The organism is Sphingomonas sp. TDK1 (genome assembly GCF_001650735.1).
Lineage (GTDB): Bacteria > Pseudomonadota > Alphaproteobacteria > Sphingomonadales > Sphingomonadaceae > Sphingomonas.
In genome coordinates this window covers 1-21,137 of the sequence record NZ_LXVY01000020.1, presented here as the reverse complement: position 1 = coordinate 21,137, position 21,137 = coordinate 1, and the positions used below count along the sequence as shown (strand labels likewise).

Annotated in this window: 21 protein-coding genes; 10 read left to right on the top strand and 11 right to left on the bottom strand. The window is 68.4% G+C overall.

Annotated features, from left to right (window positions below; genetic code table 11):
• Nucleotides 1-77: 77 nt before the first annotated feature.
• Nucleotides 78-293, bottom strand: a complete 216-nt coding sequence (locus A7X12_RS11880) for a hypothetical protein (protein ID WP_064311850.1) — start codon at nucleotides 291-293, stop codon at nucleotides 78-80.
• Between the two features lie 60 nt (nucleotides 294-353).
• On the opposite strand from A7X12_RS11880, the gene hrpB reads away from it, so the two are divergent.
• Both hrpB and A7X12_RS11870 read left to right on the top strand, forming a co-directional pair.
• The gene (gene hrpB / locus A7X12_RS11875) at nucleotides 354-2,897 is read left to right on the top strand and encodes an ATP-dependent helicase HrpB (protein ID WP_064311849.1); all 2,544 of its coding nucleotides are present in this window, start codon (nucleotides 354-356) and stop codon (nucleotides 2,895-2,897) included.
• Nucleotides 2,898-2,908: 11 nt separating this feature from the next.
• Complete coding sequence (locus tag A7X12_RS11870; RefSeq protein ID WP_064311848.1) at nucleotides 2,909-3,190, top strand: ETC complex I subunit; 282 nt, start codon at nucleotides 2,909-2,911, stop codon at nucleotides 3,188-3,190.
• Nucleotides 3,191-3,199: 9 nt separating this feature from the next.
• Here the strand turns inward: A7X12_RS11870 and A7X12_RS11865 are convergent, their stop codons facing one another.
• The 5 genes from A7X12_RS11865 to A7X12_RS11845 all read right to left on the bottom strand — a co-directional run bounded on the left by A7X12_RS11865 (nucleotide 3,200) and on the right by A7X12_RS11845 (nucleotide 6,389).
• A complete protein-coding gene (locus A7X12_RS11865; protein WP_064311847.1) occupies nucleotides 3,200-3,730 on the bottom strand; it encodes an NUDIX hydrolase in 531 nt (176 codons plus the stop codon).
• A 10-nt stretch (nucleotides 3,731-3,740) separates the two neighbouring features.
• Nucleotides 3,741-4,412, bottom strand: coding sequence for a TPM domain-containing protein (locus tag A7X12_RS11860; RefSeq protein WP_084445387.1), 672 nt, complete (start codon nucleotides 4,410-4,412; stop codon nucleotides 3,741-3,743).
• Nucleotides 4,413-4,414: 2 nt separating this feature from the next.
• Complete coding sequence (locus tag A7X12_RS11855) at nucleotides 4,415-5,290, bottom strand: TPM domain-containing protein (RefSeq protein WP_064311845.1); 876 nt, start codon at nucleotides 5,288-5,290, stop codon at nucleotides 4,415-4,417.
• Nucleotides 5,290-5,670 carry a TPM domain-containing protein gene (locus A7X12_RS11850; protein WP_157105586.1) on the bottom strand — a complete coding sequence of 127 codons (381 nt, stop codon included), beginning with the start codon at nucleotides 5,668-5,670 and terminating at the stop codon, nucleotides 5,290-5,292. Before A7X12_RS11850 ends, A7X12_RS11855 begins: the two co-directional genes overlap by 1 nt.
• Nucleotides 5,671-5,798: 128 nt before the next feature.
• Nucleotides 5,799-6,389, bottom strand: coding sequence for a LemA family protein (locus tag A7X12_RS11845; protein ID WP_064311843.1), 591 nt, complete (start codon nucleotides 6,387-6,389; stop codon nucleotides 5,799-5,801).
• Between the two features lie 140 nt (nucleotides 6,390-6,529).
• On the opposite strand from A7X12_RS11845, the gene mscL reads away from it, so the two are divergent.
• A complete protein-coding gene (gene mscL / locus A7X12_RS11840; RefSeq protein WP_064311842.1) occupies nucleotides 6,530-6,988 on the top strand; it encodes a large conductance mechanosensitive channel protein MscL in 459 nt (152 codons plus the stop codon).
• Nucleotides 6,989-7,013: 25 nt separating this feature from the next.
• Here the strand turns inward: mscL and A7X12_RS11835 are convergent, their stop codons facing one another.
• The 3 genes from A7X12_RS11835 to A7X12_RS11825 form a co-directional block, all read right to left on the bottom strand.
• Entirely contained in the window at nucleotides 7,014-8,153 is a 1,140-nt protein-coding gene (locus A7X12_RS11835) for a GNAT family N-acetyltransferase (RefSeq protein ID WP_064311841.1), read from the bottom strand.
• A gap of 97 nt (nucleotides 8,154-8,250) precedes the next feature.
• On the bottom strand, nucleotides 8,251-8,706 hold the full coding sequence (locus A7X12_RS11830) for a hypothetical protein (RefSeq protein WP_064311840.1): 456 nt from the start codon (nucleotides 8,704-8,706) through the stop codon (nucleotides 8,251-8,253).
• Nucleotides 8,703-9,350: a histidine phosphatase family protein gene (locus A7X12_RS11825; RefSeq protein WP_064311839.1), complete on the bottom strand. Its 648-nt coding sequence runs from the start codon at nucleotides 9,348-9,350 to the stop codon at nucleotides 8,703-8,705. Before A7X12_RS11825 ends, A7X12_RS11830 begins: the two co-directional genes overlap by 4 nt.
• Nucleotides 9,351-9,614: 264 nt before the next feature.
• Between A7X12_RS11825 and A7X12_RS11820 the strand changes: the two genes are divergently transcribed.
• From A7X12_RS11820 to A7X12_RS11810, 3 genes are all read left to right on the top strand, one after another.
• Nucleotides 9,615-10,229 (top strand): outer membrane protein, encoded by a 615-nt coding sequence (locus A7X12_RS11820; protein WP_064311838.1) that lies wholly within the window; start codon nucleotides 9,615-9,617, stop codon nucleotides 10,227-10,229.
• A 148-nt stretch (nucleotides 10,230-10,377) separates the two neighbouring features.
• A complete protein-coding gene (dnaN, locus tag A7X12_RS11815) occupies nucleotides 10,378-11,490 on the top strand; it encodes a DNA polymerase III subunit beta (RefSeq protein WP_064311837.1) in 1,113 nt (370 codons plus the stop codon).
• A gap of 269 nt (nucleotides 11,491-11,759) precedes the next feature.
• Nucleotides 11,760-12,524 carry a Coq4 family protein gene (locus tag A7X12_RS11810; RefSeq protein WP_064311836.1) on the top strand — a complete coding sequence of 255 codons (765 nt, stop codon included), beginning with the start codon at nucleotides 11,760-11,762 and terminating at the stop codon, nucleotides 12,522-12,524.
• Nucleotides 12,525-12,605: 81 nt separating this feature from the next.
• Here A7X12_RS11810 and A7X12_RS11805 read toward each other — a convergent pair whose 3' ends face one another.
• Complete coding sequence (locus tag A7X12_RS11805; protein ID WP_064311835.1) at nucleotides 12,606-13,406, bottom strand: hypothetical protein; 801 nt, start codon at nucleotides 13,404-13,406, stop codon at nucleotides 12,606-12,608.
• Between the two features lie 75 nt (nucleotides 13,407-13,481).
• Between A7X12_RS11805 and recF the strand changes: the two genes are divergently transcribed.
• On the top strand, nucleotides 13,482-14,549 hold the full coding sequence (gene recF / locus A7X12_RS11800) for a DNA replication/repair protein RecF (RefSeq protein ID WP_064311834.1): 1,068 nt from the start codon (nucleotides 13,482-13,484) through the stop codon (nucleotides 14,547-14,549).
• Between the two features lie 3 nt (nucleotides 14,550-14,552).
• Here recF and A7X12_RS11795 read toward each other — a convergent pair whose 3' ends face one another.
• A complete protein-coding gene (locus A7X12_RS11795) occupies nucleotides 14,553-15,956 on the bottom strand; it encodes a M20/M25/M40 family metallo-hydrolase (RefSeq protein WP_064311833.1) in 1,404 nt (467 codons plus the stop codon).
• A 96-nt stretch (nucleotides 15,957-16,052) separates the two neighbouring features.
• Between A7X12_RS11795 and A7X12_RS11790 the strand changes: the two genes are divergently transcribed.
• Genes A7X12_RS11790 through A7X12_RS11780 form a run of 3 tightly spaced genes read left to right on the top strand, consistent with a single transcriptional unit; the run spans nucleotide 16,053 to nucleotide 20,982 of the window.
• Nucleotides 16,053-18,464: a ligase-associated DNA damage response DEXH box helicase gene (locus A7X12_RS11790; protein ID WP_084445385.1), complete on the top strand. Its 2,412-nt coding sequence runs from the start codon at nucleotides 16,053-16,055 to the stop codon at nucleotides 18,462-18,464.
• A gap of 53 nt (nucleotides 18,465-18,517) precedes the next feature.
• Nucleotides 18,518-19,516: an aspartyl protease family protein gene (locus A7X12_RS11785; RefSeq protein WP_064311831.1), complete on the top strand. Its 999-nt coding sequence runs from the start codon at nucleotides 18,518-18,520 to the stop codon at nucleotides 19,514-19,516.
• A gap of 32 nt (nucleotides 19,517-19,548) precedes the next feature.
• Nucleotides 19,549-20,982 (top strand): mannitol dehydrogenase family protein, encoded by a 1,434-nt coding sequence (locus A7X12_RS11780; RefSeq protein ID WP_064311830.1) that lies wholly within the window; start codon nucleotides 19,549-19,551, stop codon nucleotides 20,980-20,982.
• Nucleotides 20,983-21,137: the final 155 nt, after the last annotated feature.

Genomic DNA, 21,137 nt, shown 5'->3' with positions numbered 1-21,137 from the left:
GCCGGCCGGAGCATTTTCCAGTGGATCGCTCGCGATCCGCGACTCGGAAAATGCGGTCATCAAAAGGTGCCGACGGATTATTCGTCGGTCGTCTTCTCTTCTTCGTCCGCGTCGACTTCGAGGGCGTCTTCCTCGTCCATGTCGAGCACGTCCTCGATCGCTTCGACGATCAGGTCGAGCTGCTCGTAGCTCGCCGTCATTTCGATCGTTTCGCCGTCCTCGTCCTCGAGGTGGAGGGTGTAATCGCCGTCGCTATCGGGGGTGATGGTGAACTGGGAAAGGATTCGTGCCATGTCGCGCTCCTCTGGCGGTGAGTCCGCCTAACCACGCTTGTCCCGAATGGTTGCAGCCGAATGACGTCACCCCTGCCGATCCACGCGGTTTTGCCGGCGCTGCTCGCTGCATTGCGTGGGGATAGCAATGCCGTGCTGGTCGCGCCGCCGGGTGCGGGCAAGACCACGGCGGTGGCACCGGCGCTGCTCGGCGAGGCGTGGTGCACCGGAGAAATCCTGTTGCTGTCCCCCCGCAGGCTGGCGGCGCGCGCGGCCGCGGAGCGGATGGCGGCGCTCGCGGGCGAGGGGGTCGGCAGGACCTTCGGCTATGCCACGCGAATGGACACCAAGCGCACGGCGGCGACGCGGGTGACGGTCGTTACCGAGGGAATCTTCGTCAATCGAATCCAGTCCGATCCGGAGCTGGCTGGCGTTTCCGCCGTGCTGTTCGACGAAGTGCATGAGCGCAGCCTCGACAGCGATTTCGGGCTGGCACTGGCGCTCGATGCGCAGGGCGCGCTGCGGCCCGACCTGCGGCTGGTGGCGATGTCGGCGACGCTCGACGGTACCCGCTTCTCGGGACTCATGGGCGATGCGCCGGTGGTGGAGAGCGAAGGCCGCAGCTTCCCGCTGACGTTGCGCCATCTCGGCCGCGCGGCGGAAGCGCGGATCGAGGATAGCGTGGCGGGCGCGGTGCGGCTGGCACTGCGCGAAGAGGAGGGGGGCATCCTCGCTTTCCTGCCGGGTGTGGCCGAGATCGAGCGGACAGCGGAGCGGCTGGGCGACGTAGGCGGCGCGGTGTTGCACCGGCTGCACGGCAGCCTGGAGCCCGCGGCCCAGCGCGCCGCGATCGCACCCGATCCCGAGGGGCGGCGCAAGATCGTGCTGGCGACGTCGATCGCCGAGACCTCGCTGACGCTCGACGGCATCCGCGTGGTGGTCGATTCGGGGCTGGCGCGGCGGCCGCGCTATGATCGTGCGGCGGGGATGACGCGGCTGGTGACCGAGCGGGCCAGCCAGGCGGCGGTCACGCAGCGGGCGGGGCGTGCGGCGCGGCAGGGATCGGGAACGGCCTATCGGCTATGGGAAGAGGCGGCTACGGCGGGGCTGCCGCGCTTCGATCCGCCGGAAATTCTCGAGGCCGACCTGTCGGCGCTGATGCTCGATTGCGCGCTTTGGGGCGTGACCGATCCGCGCCAGCTGGCCTGGCTCGATCCGCCGCCGGAAGCTGCGATCGCCGAGGCGCGGGCGCGGCTGGGGGCACTGGAGGCGATCGACGGCGACGGTCGCCCGACCGACCACGGCAAGGCGATCGCCCGCCTGCCGCTGCCGCCGCGGCTGGGCCATATGCTGGTCCGCGCGAGCGAGCGCGGACTGGCGCGGACCGCGGCCGAGGTCGCGGTGTTGCTCGGCGAACGGGGGCTGGGGGGCAGTGACGCCGATCTCGAACTGCGCCTGCGCCGCTGGAAGGGCGAGCGCGGCCAGCGGGCGGAAAATGGGCGGCGCCTGGCGGAACGGTGGAGCAGGCTGGTCCCCCCTCCCGCGAGCGGGAGGGGGCTAGGGGGTGGGCCCCCGCGCTCCACACGGGATTCCGGTGCGGCGGCCGGGGGGCCACCCCCCGGCCCCCTCCCGCGCGCGGGAGGGGGAGCGCAGGGAGAAGATGTCGCCCTCTGCGTCGCGCTCGCCTTCCCCGATCGCGTCGCCAAGCGCCGCGACGGCTCGGGCGAGACCTGGGCCTCGGTCGGCGGCCGCGGGTTCAAGCTGGACCCGACTTCGCCGCTCGCCCGCGCCGACTGGCTTGCTGTCGCCGAGACGCAGGGCATGGCCGCCGGCGCGCGCATCCTTTCCGCCGCGCCGATCGACGCGGCCACGGTCGAATCGCTGTTCGCCGATCGTATCGAGACTCGCCGCGCCGTGACCTTCGATCCGACCACCGGCCGTATCGAGGCGCTGCGCGAACGCCGGCTGGGCGCCGTTCGCCTCTCCGGCGGCAGCGACTCGGGCGCGACACCCGCCGAGATCGAATCGGCGCTGCTGGAGGGCGTTCGCACCCACGGCCTGCATCTGCTCCCCTGGTCCGACACCGCTCAGGCGCTCCGCACCCGCGGCGCCTATGCGCGCATCGACGCGCTGACCGACGAAGCGCTGCTCGCCACGCTCGACGACTGGCTCCCCGCCGCACTGGCGGGCAAGCGTCGGCTCGATGCGGTGGCACCCGAATCGCTCACCCAGGCGCTGCAGAACCTGCTCGGCTGGGACGGGCTGAAGACGCTCGACCGGCTCGCCCCGGCGCGCTTCGAGACGCCTGCGGGCTCGTCCCATCCGATCGACTATGCCGCCGAAGCCGGTCCCACCGTGGAAGTGCGCGTCCAGGCGCTGTTCGGCCTCGCCGAGCATCCGATGATCGGCGGCCATGTCCCGCTGGTGCTCAGCCTCACGTCGCCCGCGGGCAGGCCGATCCAGACGACGCGCGACCTGCCGGGGTTCTGGAAGGGGAGCTGGGCGGCGGTCGCCAAGGAAATGCGCGGCCGCTATCCCCGCCACCCCTGGCCCGACGACCCGGCGGCGGCCTCCGCGACGCTACGGACGAAAAACGCTGATGCAAGGGCGCGCGGGGCGCGCTAAAGGGTGCCCCCATGAAGTCCGCTCGCATCTATCAGCGCGTCAAGAACGCGATGCAGTCCGGCCGCGCCCGGACCGACAACTGGGTCCTCGAGTTCGAGCCGCACACGCCGCAGCGGCCCGATCCGCTGACCGGCTGGGCCGGCGGCGGCGAGACCGCGAACCAGGTCCGCATTTCCTTCCCGACGCTGGAAGCGGCGAAGGAGTATGCCGAGCGCGAAGGCTATGCCTATCACGTCGTGCCGGCGCCGCAGCGCAAGCTCAAGCTGCAGGCCTACGCCGACAATTTCCGCTGATCGCAGGGCTTAGCCGGCGCGCCCGAGCAGCGCGCCGCTGAGTAGCAGCAGCATCTTGACGTCGACGCCCATGCCCTGCGCGCGGCAATCGGCGATGAATGCGGGCAGCTCGGCCATCGGCACATGATGGACGTTGATGTCCTCGCCATCCACGCCGCCGCCGTCACCGATTCGCGTAAGGCCGTGCACGCGGACCAGCGTGAAGCTCTCGCTGACCATGCCGGGCGAGGCGAAATACTCGCCGAGTTCCTCGACGCGTTCGCAGGCATAGCCGGCTTCTTCCGCAAGCTCACGACGCGCCGCGGCTTCGACCGTGTCGCCCACTTCGGTATCGCCGATCAATCCGGCCGGCAGCTCGATCGAACGGCGGCCCATCGGCACGCGATACTGGTCGACCAGGATCACCCGGTCCTGATCGTCGATGGCGACGATCACCACCGCGCGGATGCCCCTGGCGCGGGCGACATATTCCCATTTGCCCTGGCGGCGCACAGTGATCCACTTGCCCGCCCAGGGGGTCTCGATCGGTTCGTCGGTCATGGGCCGTGCCTTAAAGCTCGATCAGGCGATCGGGAAGCTCGTTCACATCGTCTGCGGCGCGGGGGAAATGCTCCGAGAGCACGATGCCGATCTGGGCGACCGCGGCCGCCATGCCCTCGGCCGGGCGACCTTCCTTCACGTCCGCGAGCAATGCCGCCATCGCCCCGCCCCATACCTCCGGCGTGACCCGCGAATGGATCGCCGAATCGGCGAGGATCTCGGCGCGGTGCTCGGCCAGGCTCAGGTAGAGCAGCACGCCCGTCGAGCCCGTCGTGCGCTTCTCCGCCGCCGTGCGGAACAGCGCCAGCGCGCGGGCATGGACCCGGCGCGTTTTGGTCGATCCCGGCGCAAGCGCGATCCTGAGCGCGTCCTTGGCGAGTACCACCCGCACGAGCAGGAAGGTGAGTGCGGTCACCACCAGCGCGGCGGTGAGATACCAGTGCGCCGGCACGGTCTGCGCCCAGGAATCGATCAGCCGCGTGTGCAGCCACTCGATCGGCCAGGGCTGCCAGGCGAGCAGCGCCAGCACCAGCAGCATGGCGAGGACCGCCCAGTGGAGCGCGACATCGGCATAGTCGTCCGAACGCCGGGCGAGCACCGTGACGATCTCGCCGCTGGTACCCCGTTCGGCCTGCGCCACGGCTGCCGCGACTCGCGCGCGGTCCTGATCGGTCAATCGCATCTTCACCAGCTCCCCGAAGCGCCGCCGCCGCCGAACGACCCGCCGCCGCCGGAGAAGCCGCCACCGCCGCCGCCTCCCCAGCCGCCACCGCCGCCGCCCCAGCCGCCATGGTCGTCGTCATCGTCGCGATGGCTCGCCGCGCGGCCGATCTCGCTGGCAATGGTCCACAGCACGATGGGCAGCACGCCGCTATCGTTGTCGCGCCCGCGATACGCCTGGCCGTCCCACGGTCCGGGCCGACGCCGCCCGCCGAAGCGCGCGAGCATCGGCACCAGGATGACGACGAGGATGATGAACCAGAACAGCAGCCCGATCGGCAGCCCACCGCCCTGCCGCTTTCGCGCGGAGGATTTGGTCGCCGCATCCTGCGCGGCCTTCGCCTTCTGCTCCGCAGCCTCGAGCGGCTGCTTCATCTGCTCTGCAATGGCCTGCGCGCCGGCGACGATGCCGCCCGCCATGTCGCCGGCCTTGAATTTCGGCACGATGACCTGGCTGATGATCTGGTTTGAAAGCGCGTCGGTCATGATCGGTTCGAGGCCATAGCCGACCTCGATCCGCACTTTCCTGTCCGCTGGCGCGACGATCAGGATGATGCCGTTGCTCGCCCCCTTTTGCCCGATCCCCCAAGCGCGGCCGAGCTGATAGCCATAATCGGCGATGTCATAGCCTTGCAGGTCCGGAATCGTCGCTACGACCAATTGGCGGCTGGACGCCTGCTCGACCTCCGTCGAGAGCCGGGTGAGCTGCGCCACCTGCTCGGGCGAAAGCAGATGCGCGTCGTCGACCACGCGACCGGTAAGCTTGGGGAAGGTCGGGTCGGCCAGCGCCGGCAACGGCGTCAGGACGAGCAGGGCCAGAAGCAAACGCAACAGGATCATCAGCTGATCTCACGAAGAATGGAGGTAGCGCCGGCATCGATGCCATCGGCCATCGCGCCTTTCCGGAAACGCGGCAGGATGTCGTTCTGGATAATCCGCGCGGACTCGGCGTCGGTCAGTGCCTTGTGCAGGCCATTGCCTACCTCGATCCGTACCCGGCGTTCGGCGGGGGCTACGATCAGCAGCACGCCATCGTCATAGCCGCGCCTGCCGATCCCCCACCCATCACCCACTCGCTGCCCGAAACGTTCGATCGGCTCACCCGCGAGGCTCGGCACCGTCACGATCACGACCTGATGGCAGGTGCGCACCTCGGCCTGCGCAAGCCGCCGGGTGAGGGTGGCCACCTGCGCGGGCGAGAGGAGGTGCGCACTATCCATTACCCTGCCGGTCAGTCGTGGCAAAGGTCGCTGGAGCTCGCGGCCGCCGGCGACCGGCGGTGCCGGTGTCACCTTCGCGACGGGGCAGCCGTGCAACAGCACGGCGCTCGCAAGGAGCGCCGCGTGGATCAGTTGCCGTTCCCGAAGTTGACCGTCGGCGCCACGTCCGCGCCGGCCTTGGCCTGGAACGGCGTCATCGGCTTGGCGCCGTAGAAGATCTTGGCGCCGACCGCGTCGGGGAAGGTGCGGATGCGGGTGTTATAGTCCTGCACGGCCTGGTTATAGTCGCGGATCGAGATGGTGATCCGGTTCTCGGTACCTTCCAGCTGGCTCATCAGCGTGGTGAAGTTTGCCTGGCTCTTGAGGTCCGGATAGGCCTCGACGCTCGCGAGCAGGCGCGAGAGCGAGCCGCCGAGTTGCTGCTGCGCCTGCTGGAACTGCTGGACCTTGTTCGCGTCGGTAAGGTCGTTTGCGGTGACCTGGATCGACGTCGCCTTCGCGCGGGCATTGATCACATCGCTCAGGATCTTGCCTTCGGAGGCGGCGGCGCCCTTCACCGTCGCGACCAGGTTCGGCACCAGGTCGGCGCGGCGCTGATACTGGGCCTGCACGTCCGCCCATTTCGCCTTGGCATTCTCCTCGGCGGTGGGAACACTGTTGAGTCCGCAGGCCGAGAGCGAGAGCGCTGCAATCGGCACGAGTGCGGTACGAAACTTCATCGGTTCCTCCAAATCCCATCAACGGGGTGTCTTATACGACGCCCACACCGGCAGACGGAAGCGAAATCGGTCGCCGGGGGTTGGCGTCCGCACGGGACTTCGGCAAGGTCGCGACGCCTTCGCAAAGGGAGAGGTGGCGAATGTTGAAGGAATTCCGGTCGTTCATCGCACGCGGCAACGTGCTGGACCTGGCGGTGGGCGTGATCATCGGCGCAGCGTTCGGCAACATCACCAAGTCGCTTACCGACGATATGATCATGCCGCTGGTCGGCTGGATCTTCGGCGGCGTCGATTTTTCCGGCTATTTCCTGCGTCTCGGCGCCATCCCGCCCGGTTACACGGGTTCGCCCTCCAACTATGCCGCACTCAAGGCGGCGGGCGTGCCGCTGATCGGCTTCGGCCAGTTCATCACGGTCGTGATCAACTTCCTGATCCTCGCCTTCATCGTATTCCTGCTGGTGCGCACGGTGAACAAGGTGCTGGCCGCCGCCGAGCGCGACAAGGCCAGCGGCGTCACGCCGCCCGCGCCCGATCCGGCCGATGTGGTGCTGCTTCGCGAGATTCGCGACGAGCTGAAGAAGCGGAACGAGGCGGCCTGAACGGCGACCTCGGCTCAAGCCTAGTCTATTCCGCCTTGCGGAAGGGGGTCAGCGCCTCGAGATAGTCCTGCTCGCGTTCGACCGCCTGCTGCTCGCGCACCAGAAAGTCGGCGACGGCGCGGCGGAAGCCTGGGTCGGGTAGATAGTGCGCCGACCAGGTGGTCACCGGCACATAGCCGCGCGCCAGCTTGTGCTCCCCCTGCGCACCCGCTTCGACCCGGGGCAGGCCGCGCGCGATCGCGGCGTCGATCGCCTGGTAGTAGCAGAGCTCGAAATGGAGGAACGGCACGTCCTCCACACAGCCCCAATAGCGGCCGTAGAGCGCATCGGCGCCGATCAGGTTCAACGCGCCGGCAATCGGCCGACCGTCGCGTTCGGCGAAGATCAACAGCACCCGATCGCCCAGCGCCTCCCCCAGCATCGAGAAGAAGCGGCGGGTGAGATAGGGGCGGCCCCATTTGCGGCTGCCGGTATCCTGGTAGAAGGCCCAGAAGGCGTCCCAATGCGCTTCGGTTACCTCCGCGCCGGTCAGGTGGCGGATGGTCAGGCCTTCCACCGCGGCGGCGCGTTCCTTGCGGATCGCCTTGCGCTTGCGGCTGGCGAGGGCGCCCAGAAATTCTTCGAAGTCCGCATAGCCGTCATTCTGCCAGTGGAACTGGGTGCCGGTTCGGATGAGCCAGCCCGCCGCCTCGAACAGCGGGACCTGCGCTTCCTCGACGAAGGTCGCGTGACCCGAGGACAGGCCGTGTTGGTCCACCACCGCCTCGATCGCGGCGATCAGCGCGGGTGCCTGGGCGGGGTCGCGCAGCAGCAGCCGGGGCCCCGGCACCGGCGTGAACGGCACCGCCACCTGCAGTTTGGGATAATAGCGACCGCCCGCCTGTTCCCAGGCATCGGCCCAGCTGTGGTCGAATACATATTCGCCCTGGCTGTGGCTCTTCCCATAGGCCGGCGCGATGGCAGCGGGCGCGCCGTCCGCCCCGTCGACGACAATGGGAAGCGGTTGCCAGCCGGTCTGCGCAGTTGCCGAGCCGGAGGTTTCGAGGATCGAAAGGAAGGCATGGCTGAGGAACGGGTTGTCGCGCCCGGCACAGGCATCCCACTGCGCCGCCGGGATCGAGGCGACGCCATCAGCGAGGCGAGCGGAGACGGTCGGGGATCGCACGCCGACAAGATAGTGCGTGGGGCGTTTCGTGCCAGTGGTTTCGTCACCTTCCCCGCCGCTTTGCGGAGGGCGCGCGCGCCGTGCCGTGGTTGCGGCGTCAGAGGCAGGCCAGCGTCGCGGCGTCGATCGCGCTCGCCGCCCCCTGCAACGCATAGCCGTCGACGAACGGCACACCTGCCGTGTCGACGCTTTCGACGCTCAGCGCCCGGCCCTCGCGCATCGCCGCGACGATCGCTGCATCGGTGCGGGCATCGGGTGCCCAGGCATCGCGGCGGCTGGCGGTGAGTTCGAAGCGCCGCTCGCCCGCGACCAGCATTACCCGCGCATGGTCCGCCCGCGCGCGGCTGAGACGGACATAGAGTTGGTGCCGCACGCCACGTGCCGGCCAGCTCGCGATGCTGACATAGGCCTCGCCCCGCCGCGCGATGTCGGCCGGTCGCGCCACCGCGAAGCAGCGCGTCGGCGCGACGTCGCGAAACGCCCCCCAGCGCTCGAAAATCCCGATCGTCTCGCGCGGCCCCGCCAGCGCGAGCAGCGCGAGGACCAGAATCATGCTGGCGCCGCGCCGCGCCCGGTGCCGAGATGTACCACCGTCTCCACGCCGCCCTCGATCCGGACGATCGATCCCTGCGGCAGGTCCGGTGCGACGGGCGCGTCGAACTGGGGCAGCACGTCGCGGCCGGTCATCACCCCGCGCAGGATGCGGCTCGACATGCCGTGCATGATCACCAGCCGGTCGCCGGGATCCTCGTCGGTATCGGCAAGCCAGGCGGACACGCGTGCCGCGATCGAATCATACCATTCGCCGCCCTCCGGCGGGCGGGTGTAGAGACCGTGCTCGGCATCAAGGAAGCTGCCCACCTCGCGCTCCAGATCGGCATAATAGCGCCCGCTCCATGCGCCCATGCCGATCTCGACCAGCCGGTCGTCGGTGCGCGTCTGGTGCCAGTCGAGCTCGAGATGCTCGGCGATGATCGCCAGCGTCTGCAGCGCGCGGCCCGCGCTGGAGGCCCAGAGCGTCAGCTTGGGCTTGGGCCCGAGCAGTTCCCGCAGCGCCGCGCCCATCGCATCGGCCTGGGCGAAGCCGGCGCGGGTCAGCGGGGTATGGGGATGGTCGCCCTGCATTCGCCGGGCAATGTTGAACACGGTCTCGCCATGCCGCGCGACAAAGTCGCGGCCTTTCCGGGTGCTGGCCATGGGCCATGTCTCTCGGGCGAAACCCCGGGAAACGCAATGCCCCGTTTTGGCCCTGATTCGTTCATGCCCCCGACAGGGCGCGGGGTGCATCCGTCCCCCCGCTCGCGGAGCACGCCGGGAGCGAATGGGAGGAAGAACAGGTCGCGGCGCCCGCGTTGGCCCGCCCCTTCCCCTCGATACCGAGCGTCCAGCCAAAGCCTCCCGAGGGTTGCGGTTGAAGTCAGGCCGCACCCTGTCGGTGCGGCTTCAGTGAGGAGTAACATCATGCGTACCAAGCTTTTCATCGCCGCTCTGATCGCGTCGTCGGCCTTTGCCGTGCCGGCCTTCGCCCAGTCGCAGGACCAGAGCTTCGCCGGATCGCACGCCGAGGCGATCGTCGGCTGGGACCGCGTCAACGACAAGTCGAGCTATGATGCATCGCGCGACGGCGTCACCTTCGGCGGCAATATCGGCTATGACATCCAGCGCGGCAGCACGGTGTTCGGCGTCGAGGGCGAAGTGACCGGTTCGAGCATTAGCGACCGCACCAGCAACGTGCTCAATCCGGGCGACCGGCTGCGCGTGAAGGCGGGCCGCGATCTGTATGTCGGCGGCCGTCTCGGCTTCGTCGCCAACCCGCGCACGCTGATTTACGCCAAGGCCGGCTACACCAACGCCCAGTTCATCACCGATTATGACTCGCCCGCCACCACCCCGGCGCTCTCCTTCCGCGAGCGCGACAATCTCGGCGGCTGGCGTCTGGGCGCCGGTGCCGAGTTCAAGCTGACCAACCAGGTCTTCGCCAAGGCGGAATATCGCTATTCCAACTATGGCTCGCAGACCAATGGCGTCGATCCGGAGCGTCACCAGATCATCACGGGCCTCGGCGTCCGCTTCTGATCGCCGAAAAGGCAGTTTGACTGTGGAAAAGGGGGTCGGAGCGGCTTGCTCCGGCCCTTTTTCGCGTTAAGGGTACGTCATGGCGCATTGCCACCGGCCGGGTCGCGCCGGGTGAGAAGTAGGGCGACGGCCCGGGGGTTTGAGGTACATGAAGGCGACGATCGAACGCGCAACTCTGTTGAGGGGCCTGAGCCACGTCCAGTCCGTGGTCGAGCGGCGCAACACGATTCCGATCCTGTCCAACGTGCTGATCGATGCGCAGCTGGGCGGCACGATCCGGCTGATGGCGACCGATCTCGATCTGCAGATCGACGAGACGATCCCCGCCGCGGTCGACCAGGTCGGCGCGACGACGGTGTCCGCGCACACGCTGTTCGATATCGTGCGCAAGCTGCCCGAGGGTTCGCAGGTGGTGCTCACCGCGGCCGAGGGCAAGCTGACGGTGGTCGCCGGTCGCGCCCGCTTCCAGCTCGGCACGCTGCCGCGCGACGATTTCCCGATGATCGCCGAGGGCGAGCTGCCGACCACGTTCGAGCTGCCCGCCGAGACGCTCAAGCAGATCATCGACAAGACCCGTTTCGCGATCTCCACCGAGGAGACGCGCTATTATCTGAACGGCATCTTCTTCCACGTGACCGACGATGCCAGCCGCATGCTGCGCGCGGCGGCGACCGACGGCCACCGGCTGGCACGCGTCACCGTGCCCTGCCCGGACGGCGCCGATGCGATGCCGGGCGTGATCGTGCCGCGCAAGTGCGTGGCCGAGCTGCGCAAGCTGCTCGACGAGGTCGATGGCTCGGTGGGCGTGTCGCTGTCGCCGTCGAAGATCCGTTTCGACCTGGGCCAGGCGATCCTGACCTCGAAGCTGATCGACGGCACCTTCCCCGATTACAGCCGCGTCATCCCGACCGCCAACGACAAGCTGCTCAAGCTTGATCCGAAGAGCCTGATGCAGGGCGTCGACCGCGTCTCGACGATCGCGACCGAGAAGACCCGCGCGGTGAAGATGGCGCTGGAGCGCGACAAGGTCGTGCTCTCGGTCACCAGCCCCGAGAACGGCGTGGCGGCGGAAGAAGTGCCCGGCGAATATGCCGCGCAGGGTTTCGAAATCGGCTTCAACAGCCGCTACCTGATGGACATTCTCGGCCAGATCGAAGGCGATCTCGTCGAGGTGCACCTCGCCGATGCGGCTGCGCCGACGCTGATCCGCGAGAATGACAGCTCGCCCGCGCTCTACGTATTGATGCCGATGCGGGTCTGATCCCGCACCGGTTTTTCGTTAGAATTCAGCGGTATGTCCATGGTTGACGGCCGCTTTCCAGTGCCCCCCGCGCTTTCCCCGGCTTTGCCGGTCGCCAGCTTGCGACCATAAGGAGGGCCAAGCCCCGAGGGTCGCACTTCCGGGACTTGGGGTCGGGCGGCGGATCTCCCTGGATCCGTCGTCCGCCTCAAACCGGATGCAGGCCCGGCGTTGAATCCGCGTCGCCGCTCTGCTATTTACATGCCTGTCAGTTACACGGATCGAACAGCATGGCGACTCAGGCACCGCAACCGCTGATCAACCCGGGCGTCCCGCTCAAGCGCGAATGGGGCACCGCCCTGTCCGCGCTTCGCCGGCTGCTCGCCAATGGCGACGATACCGAACAGGTCTTCCGCATCATGCGCGCGCTCAACGGCGATGTCAGCCAGCGCAACTATCGCAAGCTGCTCAGCATGCCGGGTGGCGGCAGGCTTGCCTATCGCAGGTTGGAGTTGTCCCAGCGGCTCTCCGACCGCGGCTGGATCGACAGCTTCGCGCCCGGCACGCTCGGCGCCGCCTATCGCGATTTCCTCGACTCGACCGGCTATTCGGCGGACGGGTTGGTGCAGGTCAGCATGGTCGAGGGCGGCTTCCAGGGCATCGAGGTGGAGCATCCCTATGCCTGGATGGGCCGGCGCGAGCGCGACATCCACGATCTCTGGCACGTGCTAACCGGCTACAAGGCGGACGAGCATCTCGGCGAGCTGTGCCTGGTCGCCTTTTCCTATGCGCAGACCGGCGGCACCGGCTGGGGTTTCATCGCGATCGGCGGTGCGCTCAAGAGTATCCGCACCACCGGGCGGCTCGATTGCGTGAAGGCAATCTGGGAAGGCTATCGCCACGGCAAGCGTGCCGGCTGGCTCCACGCCGAGGATTATGAGCAACTGCTCGAGGAGCCGCTGGACGCGGCTCGCGCTCGGCTGGGGATCGCAGAGCCGAAGCGGTACCGCGTTGCCCAGGCCCGGCTGGCCGAGGCGGGGATCGGGGCGCTTTAGACTGGGGCGCCTTCCCGGCGGACAACAGAAAAAGGGCGCCCGGCCGAAGCCGGAGCGCCCTTTTTCATGGTCGACGGCGATTTACTTCGCGGCCGGAGTCGCTGCCGGCGCGGCGGGAGCGGGCGCAGCAGGCGCACCCTCGGCCGGTGCGGCACCGGCCTTGTCGCCAGCGGCCTTGGCGGCTTCGAGCGCCTTGTTGGCCTGGTCCTCGATCCGCTTGCGGAGCGCGGCACGGTCAAGAACGGTCGGCAGCGCGAACTCGCTGGCGGGAATCGCGCCCGGCTTCACGTCCTGCAGCGTCAGCGCTTCGCCGAGGCGGAGCACGGCGCCCTTGGCGATCACGTCTTCCAGCACCTTCTCGGCCTTGGGGACGCTGGTGAACACGGTCGCCATGCGCGCGCCGGTCAGTTTGGTCTGCATGCTGATCGCCGCGGCGATGTTCTTCAGGCGTGCGTCGTCGCTGACGACGATGCGGATCGAATCGCCGTTGGGGTTGCCCTTGGGCTGGACGCTCCAGATCGTGCCCTTCTGGTCGCCGACCTTCTCCTCGCCGACCTGGACCGCTTCATATTCCGGATCCTGCGGCAGCGCCTGGGGCTTCATGCCCTTGGCCTTGGCGATGTCCTGCGTGGCGCCGACGAAATCGGCGAAGCTCGCGGCGAACTTGTCGTTGCCGTCGGTGATCACGACGTAATCGGTGCCGCCCTTGTGGATCAGCGTTTGCGGGCCGGCTTCCACCTTGGCATCGCCATTGGCGGCAGCCTTGACGGTGATGGTGCCGCGGCCACCGGCGGCAGCGTAATGCGCGGTCACGTCTTCGGGCGCCTTGGAACAGGCCGCGACCAGCGCGAGCGTGGCAATGGTGAGAGTCTTGCGGATCATGTGTTTCTATCCCTTCGCCACGATCTATCTGCCAAGCGGTGTTCGTGGGCAAGGTGCTGCGCTACAGCCGCTGGCATGTCCGTCAAGCGTCTCCTTCTCACCGACTTCCGGAACCACGAAGATGCCCTGCTGACGCCCGGTGCGGACTTCGTCGTGCTGAGCGGCGAGAATGGCGCGGGCAAGACCAACATCCTGGAGGCGGTATCGCTGCTTGCGCCAGGCCGTGGCCTGCGCGGGGCGCCACTGAGCGAAATGGCGCGGCAGGGCGGGCCGGGCGGCTTCGGCATCGCCGCGACGCTCGACGCGGCCGAGATCGGCACCGGCACCCGTGCCGATGCGCCGGAGCGGCGGATCGTGCGGGTCAACGGCGCGACGGCGGCGGCGACCAGCCTCGCGCAATGGCTGGTGGTGTTGTGGCTGACCCCGGCGATGGACCGGCTGTTCCTCGAAGCGCCGGGGGACCGCCGCCGTTTCCTCGATCGGCTGACCCTCGCGCTCAATCCCCGTCACGCGCATGAGGCGACCCGCTACGAAGCGGCGATGCGCGAGCGCAACCGCCTGCTGGCGGACGAGCTGCCGCCCGACCCGGCCTGGCTCGATGCGCTGGAGGCGCGGATGGCAGAGCATGGCGCCGCGATCGACGCGGCTCGCCGGGAGGCAGTGGCGGCGCTGGGTGCCCGGCTTGCCGACCAGCCAGTGGGGCCGTTCGCGCGTGCGGGTCTCGCGCTGGAAGGCTGGCAGGGCGACGCCCCCGCGCTCGCCGCAGCGCTGCGCGAGGGCCGTCGCCGCGATGCCGCCGCCGGGCGGACGCTCACCGGGCCGCACCGCGCCGATCTGCAGGTCGCGCATCTCGACAAGGCCCAGCCCGCGCATCTCTGCTCCACCGGCGAGCAGAAGGCGCTGCTGCTCGGCATCGTCCTCGCCCATGCCGAGCTGGTCGCTGACCGCGTCGGCACCCCGCCGATCCTGCTGCTCGACGAGGTCGCAGCCCATCTCGATCCCGGCCGCCGCGCGGCGCTGTTCGAGCGGCTTGCGGGGCGCGGGCAGGTATGGATGACCGGCACCGAACCCGCGCTGTTCGAGGCGGTCCCCGCCACTGCCACCCGCTACCGCGTGGCGGACGGCAGGGTGGAGCCTGCCTGAGCGTCACTCCTGCTCGGCGTACGCCTTCACCAGATCGAACAGATAGTCGCGGCCGGTGTAGAGCGAGCGGATCTCGATCCGCTCGTTCAGCCCGTGTACGCCATTGCCGTCGGGATCGCCCCAGGCGCCCGGCACGCCATAGGTAGGGATGCCCACGGCGGCGAGGAAGATGCCGTCGGTCGCGCCCGTCGACATGGTCGGCACCAGCGGCACGCCGGGAAAGTATTTCGCTACCAGCGTCTCGGCGGGCTTTATCACCTTCGGGTTCAGTGTCGGCGGCTTCGCGATCGGGCGCAGCGGCGGCACCGGGGTGATGCTGACCTTCGCGTCGCCGATCGCAGCGGCGAGCGCCCGCTGCGTCTCCTCGCTGCTATGGCCAGGGAAGATGCGGCAATTGACGTTGGCTGCCGCGCGCTGCGGCAGCGCGTTGTTGGCATGGCCGCCCTCCAGCAGCGTCGCGACGCAGGTGGTGCGCAGCATCGAGTGATAGACGCGGTCGCCGTTGAGCAGGGCTTCGGCCGCCTTGTCCTGCGGGTCGACCGCGATCGATACCATGGCCTTGCCCAGCGCGTCCTTCCGCGCCGCACCTGCCGTGAGGAAATAGGCGCGGGTAGTGTCGGAAAGCTCCAGCGGGAAGTCATAGGCGCGAATCTTCACCAGCGCATCGGCCAGTTCGTAGATTGCATTCTCCGGCACGGGGATCGAGCTGTGGCCGCCGGGGTTGGTGGTCTCGAGGCGGAAATTCTGCACCGCCTTCTCGCCGACCTGCATGCTCTGGACGAGCACCTTGCCATGCCCGTCCGACTTGCCGCCGCCGCCTTCATTGAGCGCGAATTCGGCGTCGATCAGGTCGCGCTTGTTCTTGGCAAGCCATTCGGCGCCGTTGAACGCCCAGGTCGTCTCCTCGCCGCAGGTCAGCGCCAGCTTCACGGTACGCGTGGGCTTGTACCCCGCCTGCTGAAAGCGGATCAGCGCATCCGCCCAGACCGCCGCCATCGCCTTGTCGTCGGCGGTGCCGCGGGCGTAATAATAGCCATTCTCCTCGATCAGCTTGAACGGATCGCGCGTCCAGTCCTCGCGCTTGGCGGCGACCACGTCGAGATGCGCGAGCAGCAGCAGCGGCTTGGCCTTTTTCGACGTGCCCGGATAGACCGCGACCAGCCCGCCATCCTTGGGATGCTCGGGGGTGGAGAACAGCGTGAGCTGCTCGTCCTTGAAACCGGCCGCCTTCAGCCGCGCGGCGATCTGCTCGGCCGCCTGGGTGCAGCTGCCGACATTCACCACGGTGTTGGTCTCGACCAGTTCCTTGTAGAGTTCGAAGAACTTGGCTTGGTCCGGCCGCGTCTGCGCAGCGGCGGGTGCGGCGAGCGCGAGCGCGAGCGCGGCGGTGGCGAGAAGCATCTTCATCCGGTTTTCCCCATTTGCCCTGCGCGCAATGGAGCATGGGAAGGGCGAGAAGGGAAGCGCCTCCACAGACGCTTGCGCGCTCCCTACATAGGATCCGTGCCCGCCGATCTCCCCGCACCTCTGGCCGACTGGTTCACCGCGCGCGGATGGGCGCCGCGGCGGCATCAATGGTACATGCTCGCCGCCGCACGCGCGGGGCGGCATGCGCTGCTCGTCGCGCCCACGGGTGCGGGCAAGACGCTGTCGGGCTTTCTGCCGACGCTGGCCGATCTGATCGAGGCGCCGGCCGAGGGGCTGCACACGCTTTACATTTCGCCGCTCAAGGCGCTGGCGGTGGATGTGCAGCGCAACCTGCTGACCCCGATCGAGCAGATGGGCCTGCCAATCCGGGTCGAGACGCGCACCGGCGACACGCCGCACGAGAAGAAGGTCCGCCAGCGCGCCCGCCCGCCCCAGGTGCTGATGACCACCCCCGAATCGCTCGGCCTGCTGCTCTCCTATGAGGACAGCCTGACGATGTTCGCCGGGCTGAAGACGGTGGTGATCGACGAGATCCACGCCTTCGCCACGGGCAAGCGCGGCGACCTGCTGGCGCTGGCGCTCGCCCGGCTGGAGCGGCTGGCGCCGGGCTTCCGCCGGGTCGGGCTCTCCGCCACCGTTGCCGATCCGGACGGCTATCGCGCCTGGCTCGCGCCCTATGGCGATATCGATGCGGTCACCCTGGTGCAGGGCGAGAAGGGTGCCGATCCCGACATCGCGATCCTGCTCCCCGAAGGCCGCGTGCCCTGGGCCGGGCATTCGGGCATCTATGCCATCCCGCAGGTGATGGCGGAGATCGAGACGCACAGGACGACGATCGTCTTCTGCAACACGCGCGGCCTCGCCGAACTCGTCTTCCAGCAATTGTGGAAGGTCAACGATCTCAAGCTGCCGATCGGCGTGCACCATGGCAGCCTCAGCCTGGAGGCGCGGCAAAAGGCCGAGCAGGCGATGGCCGACGGGCGGCTGCGCGCGCTGGTCGCCACCGCCAGCCTCGACCTCGGCGTCGACTGGGGCGATGTCGATTGCGTGATCCAGATGGGCGCGCCCAAGGGCTCGTCGCGGCTCCTCCAGCGGATCGGCCGCGCCAACCACCGGCTCGACGAGGCGAGCGAGGCGGTGCTGATCCCGGGCAACCGATTCGAATATCTGGAGGCGCGCGCGGCGCTCGACGCTGTCGAGGCGGGCGAGCTCGACCCCGACATCTTCCGCCCCGGCGCACTCGACGTGCTGGCCCAGCATGTGATGGGCTGCGCCTGCGCCGCACCCTTCCTCGCCGCCGATATGCTGCAGGAAGTTCGTGCAGCATTGCCCTATTCGGCGCTTTCGCAAGAGGTGTTCGACCGGGTCCTGAACTTCATCGCCGATGGCGGCTACAGCTTGCGCGCCTATGACAAGTTCAAGCGGCTGACCCAAGGCAAGGACGGCGTCTGGCGCGTCACCCAGCCCAATTTTGTTGCGCAACACCGGCTCAACGCCGGGATCATCGTCGAATCGCCGATGCTCGAGGTGCGCTTCAAGAACGGCAAGCGGCTGGGCAAGGTGGAGGAGGGGTTCGCCGCCGCGCTCTCGCCCGGCGATACCTTCTTCTTCGGCGGGCTCGCGCTGGAAGTGGAGCGGGTGGAGGCGACCGACCTGATCGTCCGCGCCACCGCCAAGCAGGCGCGGGTGCCGAGCTATATGGGCGCGCGCCTGGCGATCACCGCCAACCTTGCCGACCGGGTGCGGACCTTCCTGTTCGATCGCAGCCAATGGGCCCGCTTCCCGACGGACGTGCGCGAATGGCTGGAGACGCAGGACCGTCGCTCGACGCTCCCCGCGCCCGGCCAATTGCTGGTCGAGACCTTCCCGCACGAAGGCCGCCACCACCTCGTCATCTACAGCTTCGAAGGCTGGAACGCGCACCAGTCGCTCGGCATGCTGGTCACGCGGCGGATGGAGGCGATGGGGCTGAAGCCGCTGGGCTTCGTCGCCAACGACTATGCGCTGGCGGTGTACGGACTGGAGAAGATCGCCGATCCGCACCCGCTCTTTTCGCCCGACATCCTGGAACATGAGTTCGTCGACTGGGTGCAGGGCTCGGCGCTGCTCAAGCGCGCGTTCCGCGAAGTGGCGATCATCGGCGGGTTGGTCGAGCGCCAGCATCCGGGCAAGAGGAAGACCGGGCGGCAGGTAACCTTCTCTACCGACCTGATCTACGACGTGCTGCGGAAATACGAGCCCGACCACCTGCTGCTGCGCGCCGCCTGGGAAGATGCGCGCGCCAAGATGACCGATGTCGGCCGCCTCGCCCGGCTGCTCGACGAGGCGGGGGAGCGGATGCTGCATGTCGATCTGGAACGGGTGAGCCCGCTGGCAGTGCCGGTGCTGATCATGATCGGCCGGGAATCGGTAGCGCAAGGCGCCACCGAAGATGCGCTGCTCGAAGAAGCGGAGGCCATTGCCGCCGAGGCGATGCGGCTCGACTAAGCCCGTTCTTTTGCGGGATTGCTGCGCAGCATGGACAGGCGTATTTTCCCGCAATGTTCGGAGTCTCTTCCTCGCTCGTCCTTTGGGCCCTGCCGCTTGGCCTGCTGGCGAGCGGACCCGGGACGCCCACGGATCCGGCAGGCGCGCCTGCCGCGGCGCAGCCGGACGCCATCCAGCTGGCGCTCGGCGAGACCAGCGCCCGGCTCACGGTACCGGTCGCGATCACGCAGCAGGGGCCCTATAACTTCATCATCGATACCGGGGCCGAACGCACCGTCGTCTCGCGCGAACTGGCCGGGCGGCTGGGGCTTGCGGCAGGCGGGACGGTGCACGTCACCTCGATGACCGGGCGCAGCGTAGTCGCGACCGTCATTGTCCCCGAACTGAAGATCGAGTCGATCGGCACGGCGCATGCGATCATAGCGCCGGCGTTCGATGCGGCGAACATCGGCGCGGCCGGGCTGCTCGGCATCGATACGCTGCGCGACCATCAGGTCACGATCGACTTCGATACCGGCACCATGGCGGTGCGGCCGAGCGTGAAGCGGAAGCGGAACGAGAAGCACGATCCGGACGAGATCATCGTTTCCGCCAAGGATCAGTTCGGGCAGTTGATCGTCACCGACGCCTATTACGCCAACAGTCGGGTGCAGGTGGTACTCGACACCGGCTCGCAGGTGACGATGGGCAACGAGGCGCTACGCCGGAAGGTCGGCAAGAGCGTGGGCGTGCTGCAGACGATCGAGCTGACCAGCGTCGACGGCGGCAAGACCCAGGCGCAATATGGCCATGTCCCGGCGATGCGGGTGAGCAACGTCGCATTCGATGCGCTACCGGTGGCCTTTGCCGAAGCGGAGCCGTTCAAGCGGTTTGGCCTCGTCAAGCGACCGGCGATCATGCTGGGCATGGACGCGATGCGCAGCTTCCGCCGGGTGGAGATCGATTTCCCCAACCGGCAGGTGCGCTTCTTCCTGCCGCGCGGCACGCGGGAGAAGCGTCCAAACTTCGAATCGCCCTTGCTGCCCGGTCTCCACCGTCCTGCGCGCGATTGACTTTACCCGTCGGGTCTGATTGGCCTGACCATATGACCACGCTTTCGCGCGCGACGCTCGCCGGGCTTCCTGCCGGCATCCTCCGCCCCGGCCACGACCTGGCCGCGATCCGTACCGGTATCGTCCATTTCGGCCCCGGCGCCTTCCACCGCGCCCACCAGGCGGCGTTCATCGACAGGGTGCTGGACAGCGATCCGCGCTGGGGCATCGCCGCGGTCTCGCTGCGCAGCGGTACCACCACCGATGCGCTCAAGGCACAGGACGGTCTCTATACGCTGGCGGTGATCGACCGCGCGCCTTCGACCCGCATCATCGCGGCGCATTCGGACGCAATCGGGCCGGGCGAGGGCGCCCGCCTCCGCGCCCTGCTCGCCAGCCCCGAGGTGCGGATCGCCACCAGCACGGTGACCGAGAAGGGCTATTGCCTGGGTGGGGACGGTACGCTGGACATGCACCATCCCGACATCGTCCATGATCGCGCGCGTCCGGAGGAGCCGGCGAGCGTGATCGGCTGGATCGTGACCGGCCTCGCCGATCGCCGCGCGGGCGGCGTGCCGCCCTTCGCGATGCTGTGCTGTGACAATATGACCGGCAATGGCAGCAAGCTCCGCGCCGCCTGCGTCGCGCTCGCCCGAGAATGGGACGCGGGCCTTGCCGACTGGATCTCGAGGGAAGTGGCCTTCCCGGATTCGATGGTCGATTCGATCACGCCGGCGAGCGACGCGGCCTTCCTCGCCAAAGTGGCGGGTGCGCTCGGCGTCGAGGACAAGGGCGCAGTGCAGCGCGAATCCTTTACCCAATGGGTGCTGCAGCGCTTCGACATGGTCGACGGCCCGGATCTCGCCGCGGCGGGCGTCACGCTGACCAGCGATGTGCGCGGCTATGAGCAGGCCAAGCTGCGCATCCTCAACGGCAGCCATTCGAGCCTTGCCTATATCGGCCTGCTGCTCGGCCATGAGACGGTGTTCGAGGCGATGTCCGACACGGCGCTCGGCGGCTTCGTGACGCGGCTGGCGCATCAGGATATCGCGGCGTCGCTGGGCACGGTCGATGGGCTCGACGTGCCCGGATATGTCGATGCCGTGCTCGATCGATTCCGCAACCCGGCGATACGGCACCTGCTCGCGCAGATCGCCTGGGACGGGTCGCAGAAGCTGCCCTACCGTCTGCTCGACGCGACGGCGGCGGCGCTGGATGTCGGGCGGCCGGTCGCGCGGCTGGCGGTGCCGGTGGCGGCGTGGATCGCCTTCCTCGCGGCCAAGGCCAAGGCGGGGGAAACGATCACCGATCCGCTGGCGGAGGTTTTGGCGGCAGCGACCACCGATGCGGCACCGGTCGACGCGGTGTTGGCGCTGCGGCAGGTCTTCCCGGCGCGCGTGGCCGAGGATGCGCGGTATCGCGAAGCGCTGGGGTCTGCGTTCGAAGCGATCCAGGCCGGCAAGCTGGGCGATCTGCTCGCGGGCTGAGCGGGCCTTTGTTCTAGAGCAATTTCACATTGACCGTTGATATCCAGCGGCCTGGAAGAAGTTGGGACATTCGCGGTGCGGGAAGCGATCAAGCAGTTCGCCGATGCGCTCGACAAAAGCATCGACGGTTCGGGCTGGCTGCTGGCGCAGGAGCG

What these genes read in the sequence shown, in the direction of transcription:
- A7X12_RS11880 (WP_064311850.1), bottom strand. Translation starts at nt 293, where the DNA reads ATGGCACGAATCCTTTCCCAGTTCACCATCACCCCCGATAGCGACGGC.
- hrpB (WP_064311849.1), top strand. Translation starts at nt 354, where the DNA reads ATGACGTCACCCCTGCCGATCCACGCGGTTTTGCCGGCGCTGCTCGCT.
- A7X12_RS11870 (WP_064311848.1), top strand. Translation starts at nt 2,909, where the DNA reads ATGAAGTCCGCTCGCATCTATCAGCGCGTCAAGAACGCGATGCAGTCC.
- A7X12_RS11865 (WP_064311847.1), bottom strand. Translation starts at nt 3,730, where the DNA reads ATGACCGACGAACCGATCGAGACCCCCTGGGCGGGCAAGTGGATCACT.
- A7X12_RS11860 (WP_084445387.1), bottom strand. Translation starts at nt 4,412, where the DNA reads ATGCGATTGACCGATCAGGACCGCGCGCGAGTCGCGGCAGCCGTGGCG.
- A7X12_RS11855 (WP_064311845.1), bottom strand. Translation starts at nt 5,290, where the DNA reads ATGATCCTGTTGCGTTTGCTTCTGGCCCTGCTCGTCCTGACGCCGTTG.
- A7X12_RS11850 (WP_157105586.1), bottom strand. Translation starts at nt 5,670, where the DNA reads ATGGATAGTGCGCACCTCCTCTCGCCCGCGCAGGTGGCCACCCTCACC.
- A7X12_RS11845 (WP_064311843.1), bottom strand. Translation starts at nt 6,389, where the DNA reads ATGAAGTTTCGTACCGCACTCGTGCCGATTGCAGCGCTCTCGCTCTCG.
- mscL (WP_064311842.1), top strand. Translation starts at nt 6,530, where the DNA reads ATGTTGAAGGAATTCCGGTCGTTCATCGCACGCGGCAACGTGCTGGAC.
- A7X12_RS11830 (WP_064311840.1), bottom strand. Translation starts at nt 8,706, where the DNA reads ATGATTCTGGTCCTCGCGCTGCTCGCGCTGGCGGGGCCGCGCGAGACG.
- A7X12_RS11825 (WP_064311839.1), bottom strand. Translation starts at nt 9,350, where the DNA reads ATGGCCAGCACCCGGAAAGGCCGCGACTTTGTCGCGCGGCATGGCGAG.
- A7X12_RS11820 (WP_064311838.1), top strand. Translation starts at nt 9,615, where the DNA reads ATGCGTACCAAGCTTTTCATCGCCGCTCTGATCGCGTCGTCGGCCTTT.
- dnaN (WP_064311837.1), top strand. Translation starts at nt 10,378, where the DNA reads ATGAAGGCGACGATCGAACGCGCAACTCTGTTGAGGGGCCTGAGCCAC.
- A7X12_RS11810 (WP_064311836.1), top strand. Translation starts at nt 11,760, where the DNA reads ATGGCGACTCAGGCACCGCAACCGCTGATCAACCCGGGCGTCCCGCTC.
- A7X12_RS11805 (WP_064311835.1), bottom strand. Translation starts at nt 13,406, where the DNA reads ATGATCCGCAAGACTCTCACCATTGCCACGCTCGCGCTGGTCGCGGCC.
- recF (WP_064311834.1), top strand. Translation starts at nt 13,482, where the DNA reads ATGTCCGTCAAGCGTCTCCTTCTCACCGACTTCCGGAACCACGAAGAT.
- A7X12_RS11795 (WP_064311833.1), bottom strand. Translation starts at nt 15,956, where the DNA reads ATGAAGATGCTTCTCGCCACCGCCGCGCTCGCGCTCGCGCTCGCCGCA.
- A7X12_RS11785 (WP_064311831.1), top strand. Translation starts at nt 18,518, where the DNA reads ATGTTCGGAGTCTCTTCCTCGCTCGTCCTTTGGGCCCTGCCGCTTGGC.
- A7X12_RS11780 (WP_064311830.1), top strand. Translation starts at nt 19,549, where the DNA reads ATGACCACGCTTTCGCGCGCGACGCTCGCCGGGCTTCCTGCCGGCATC.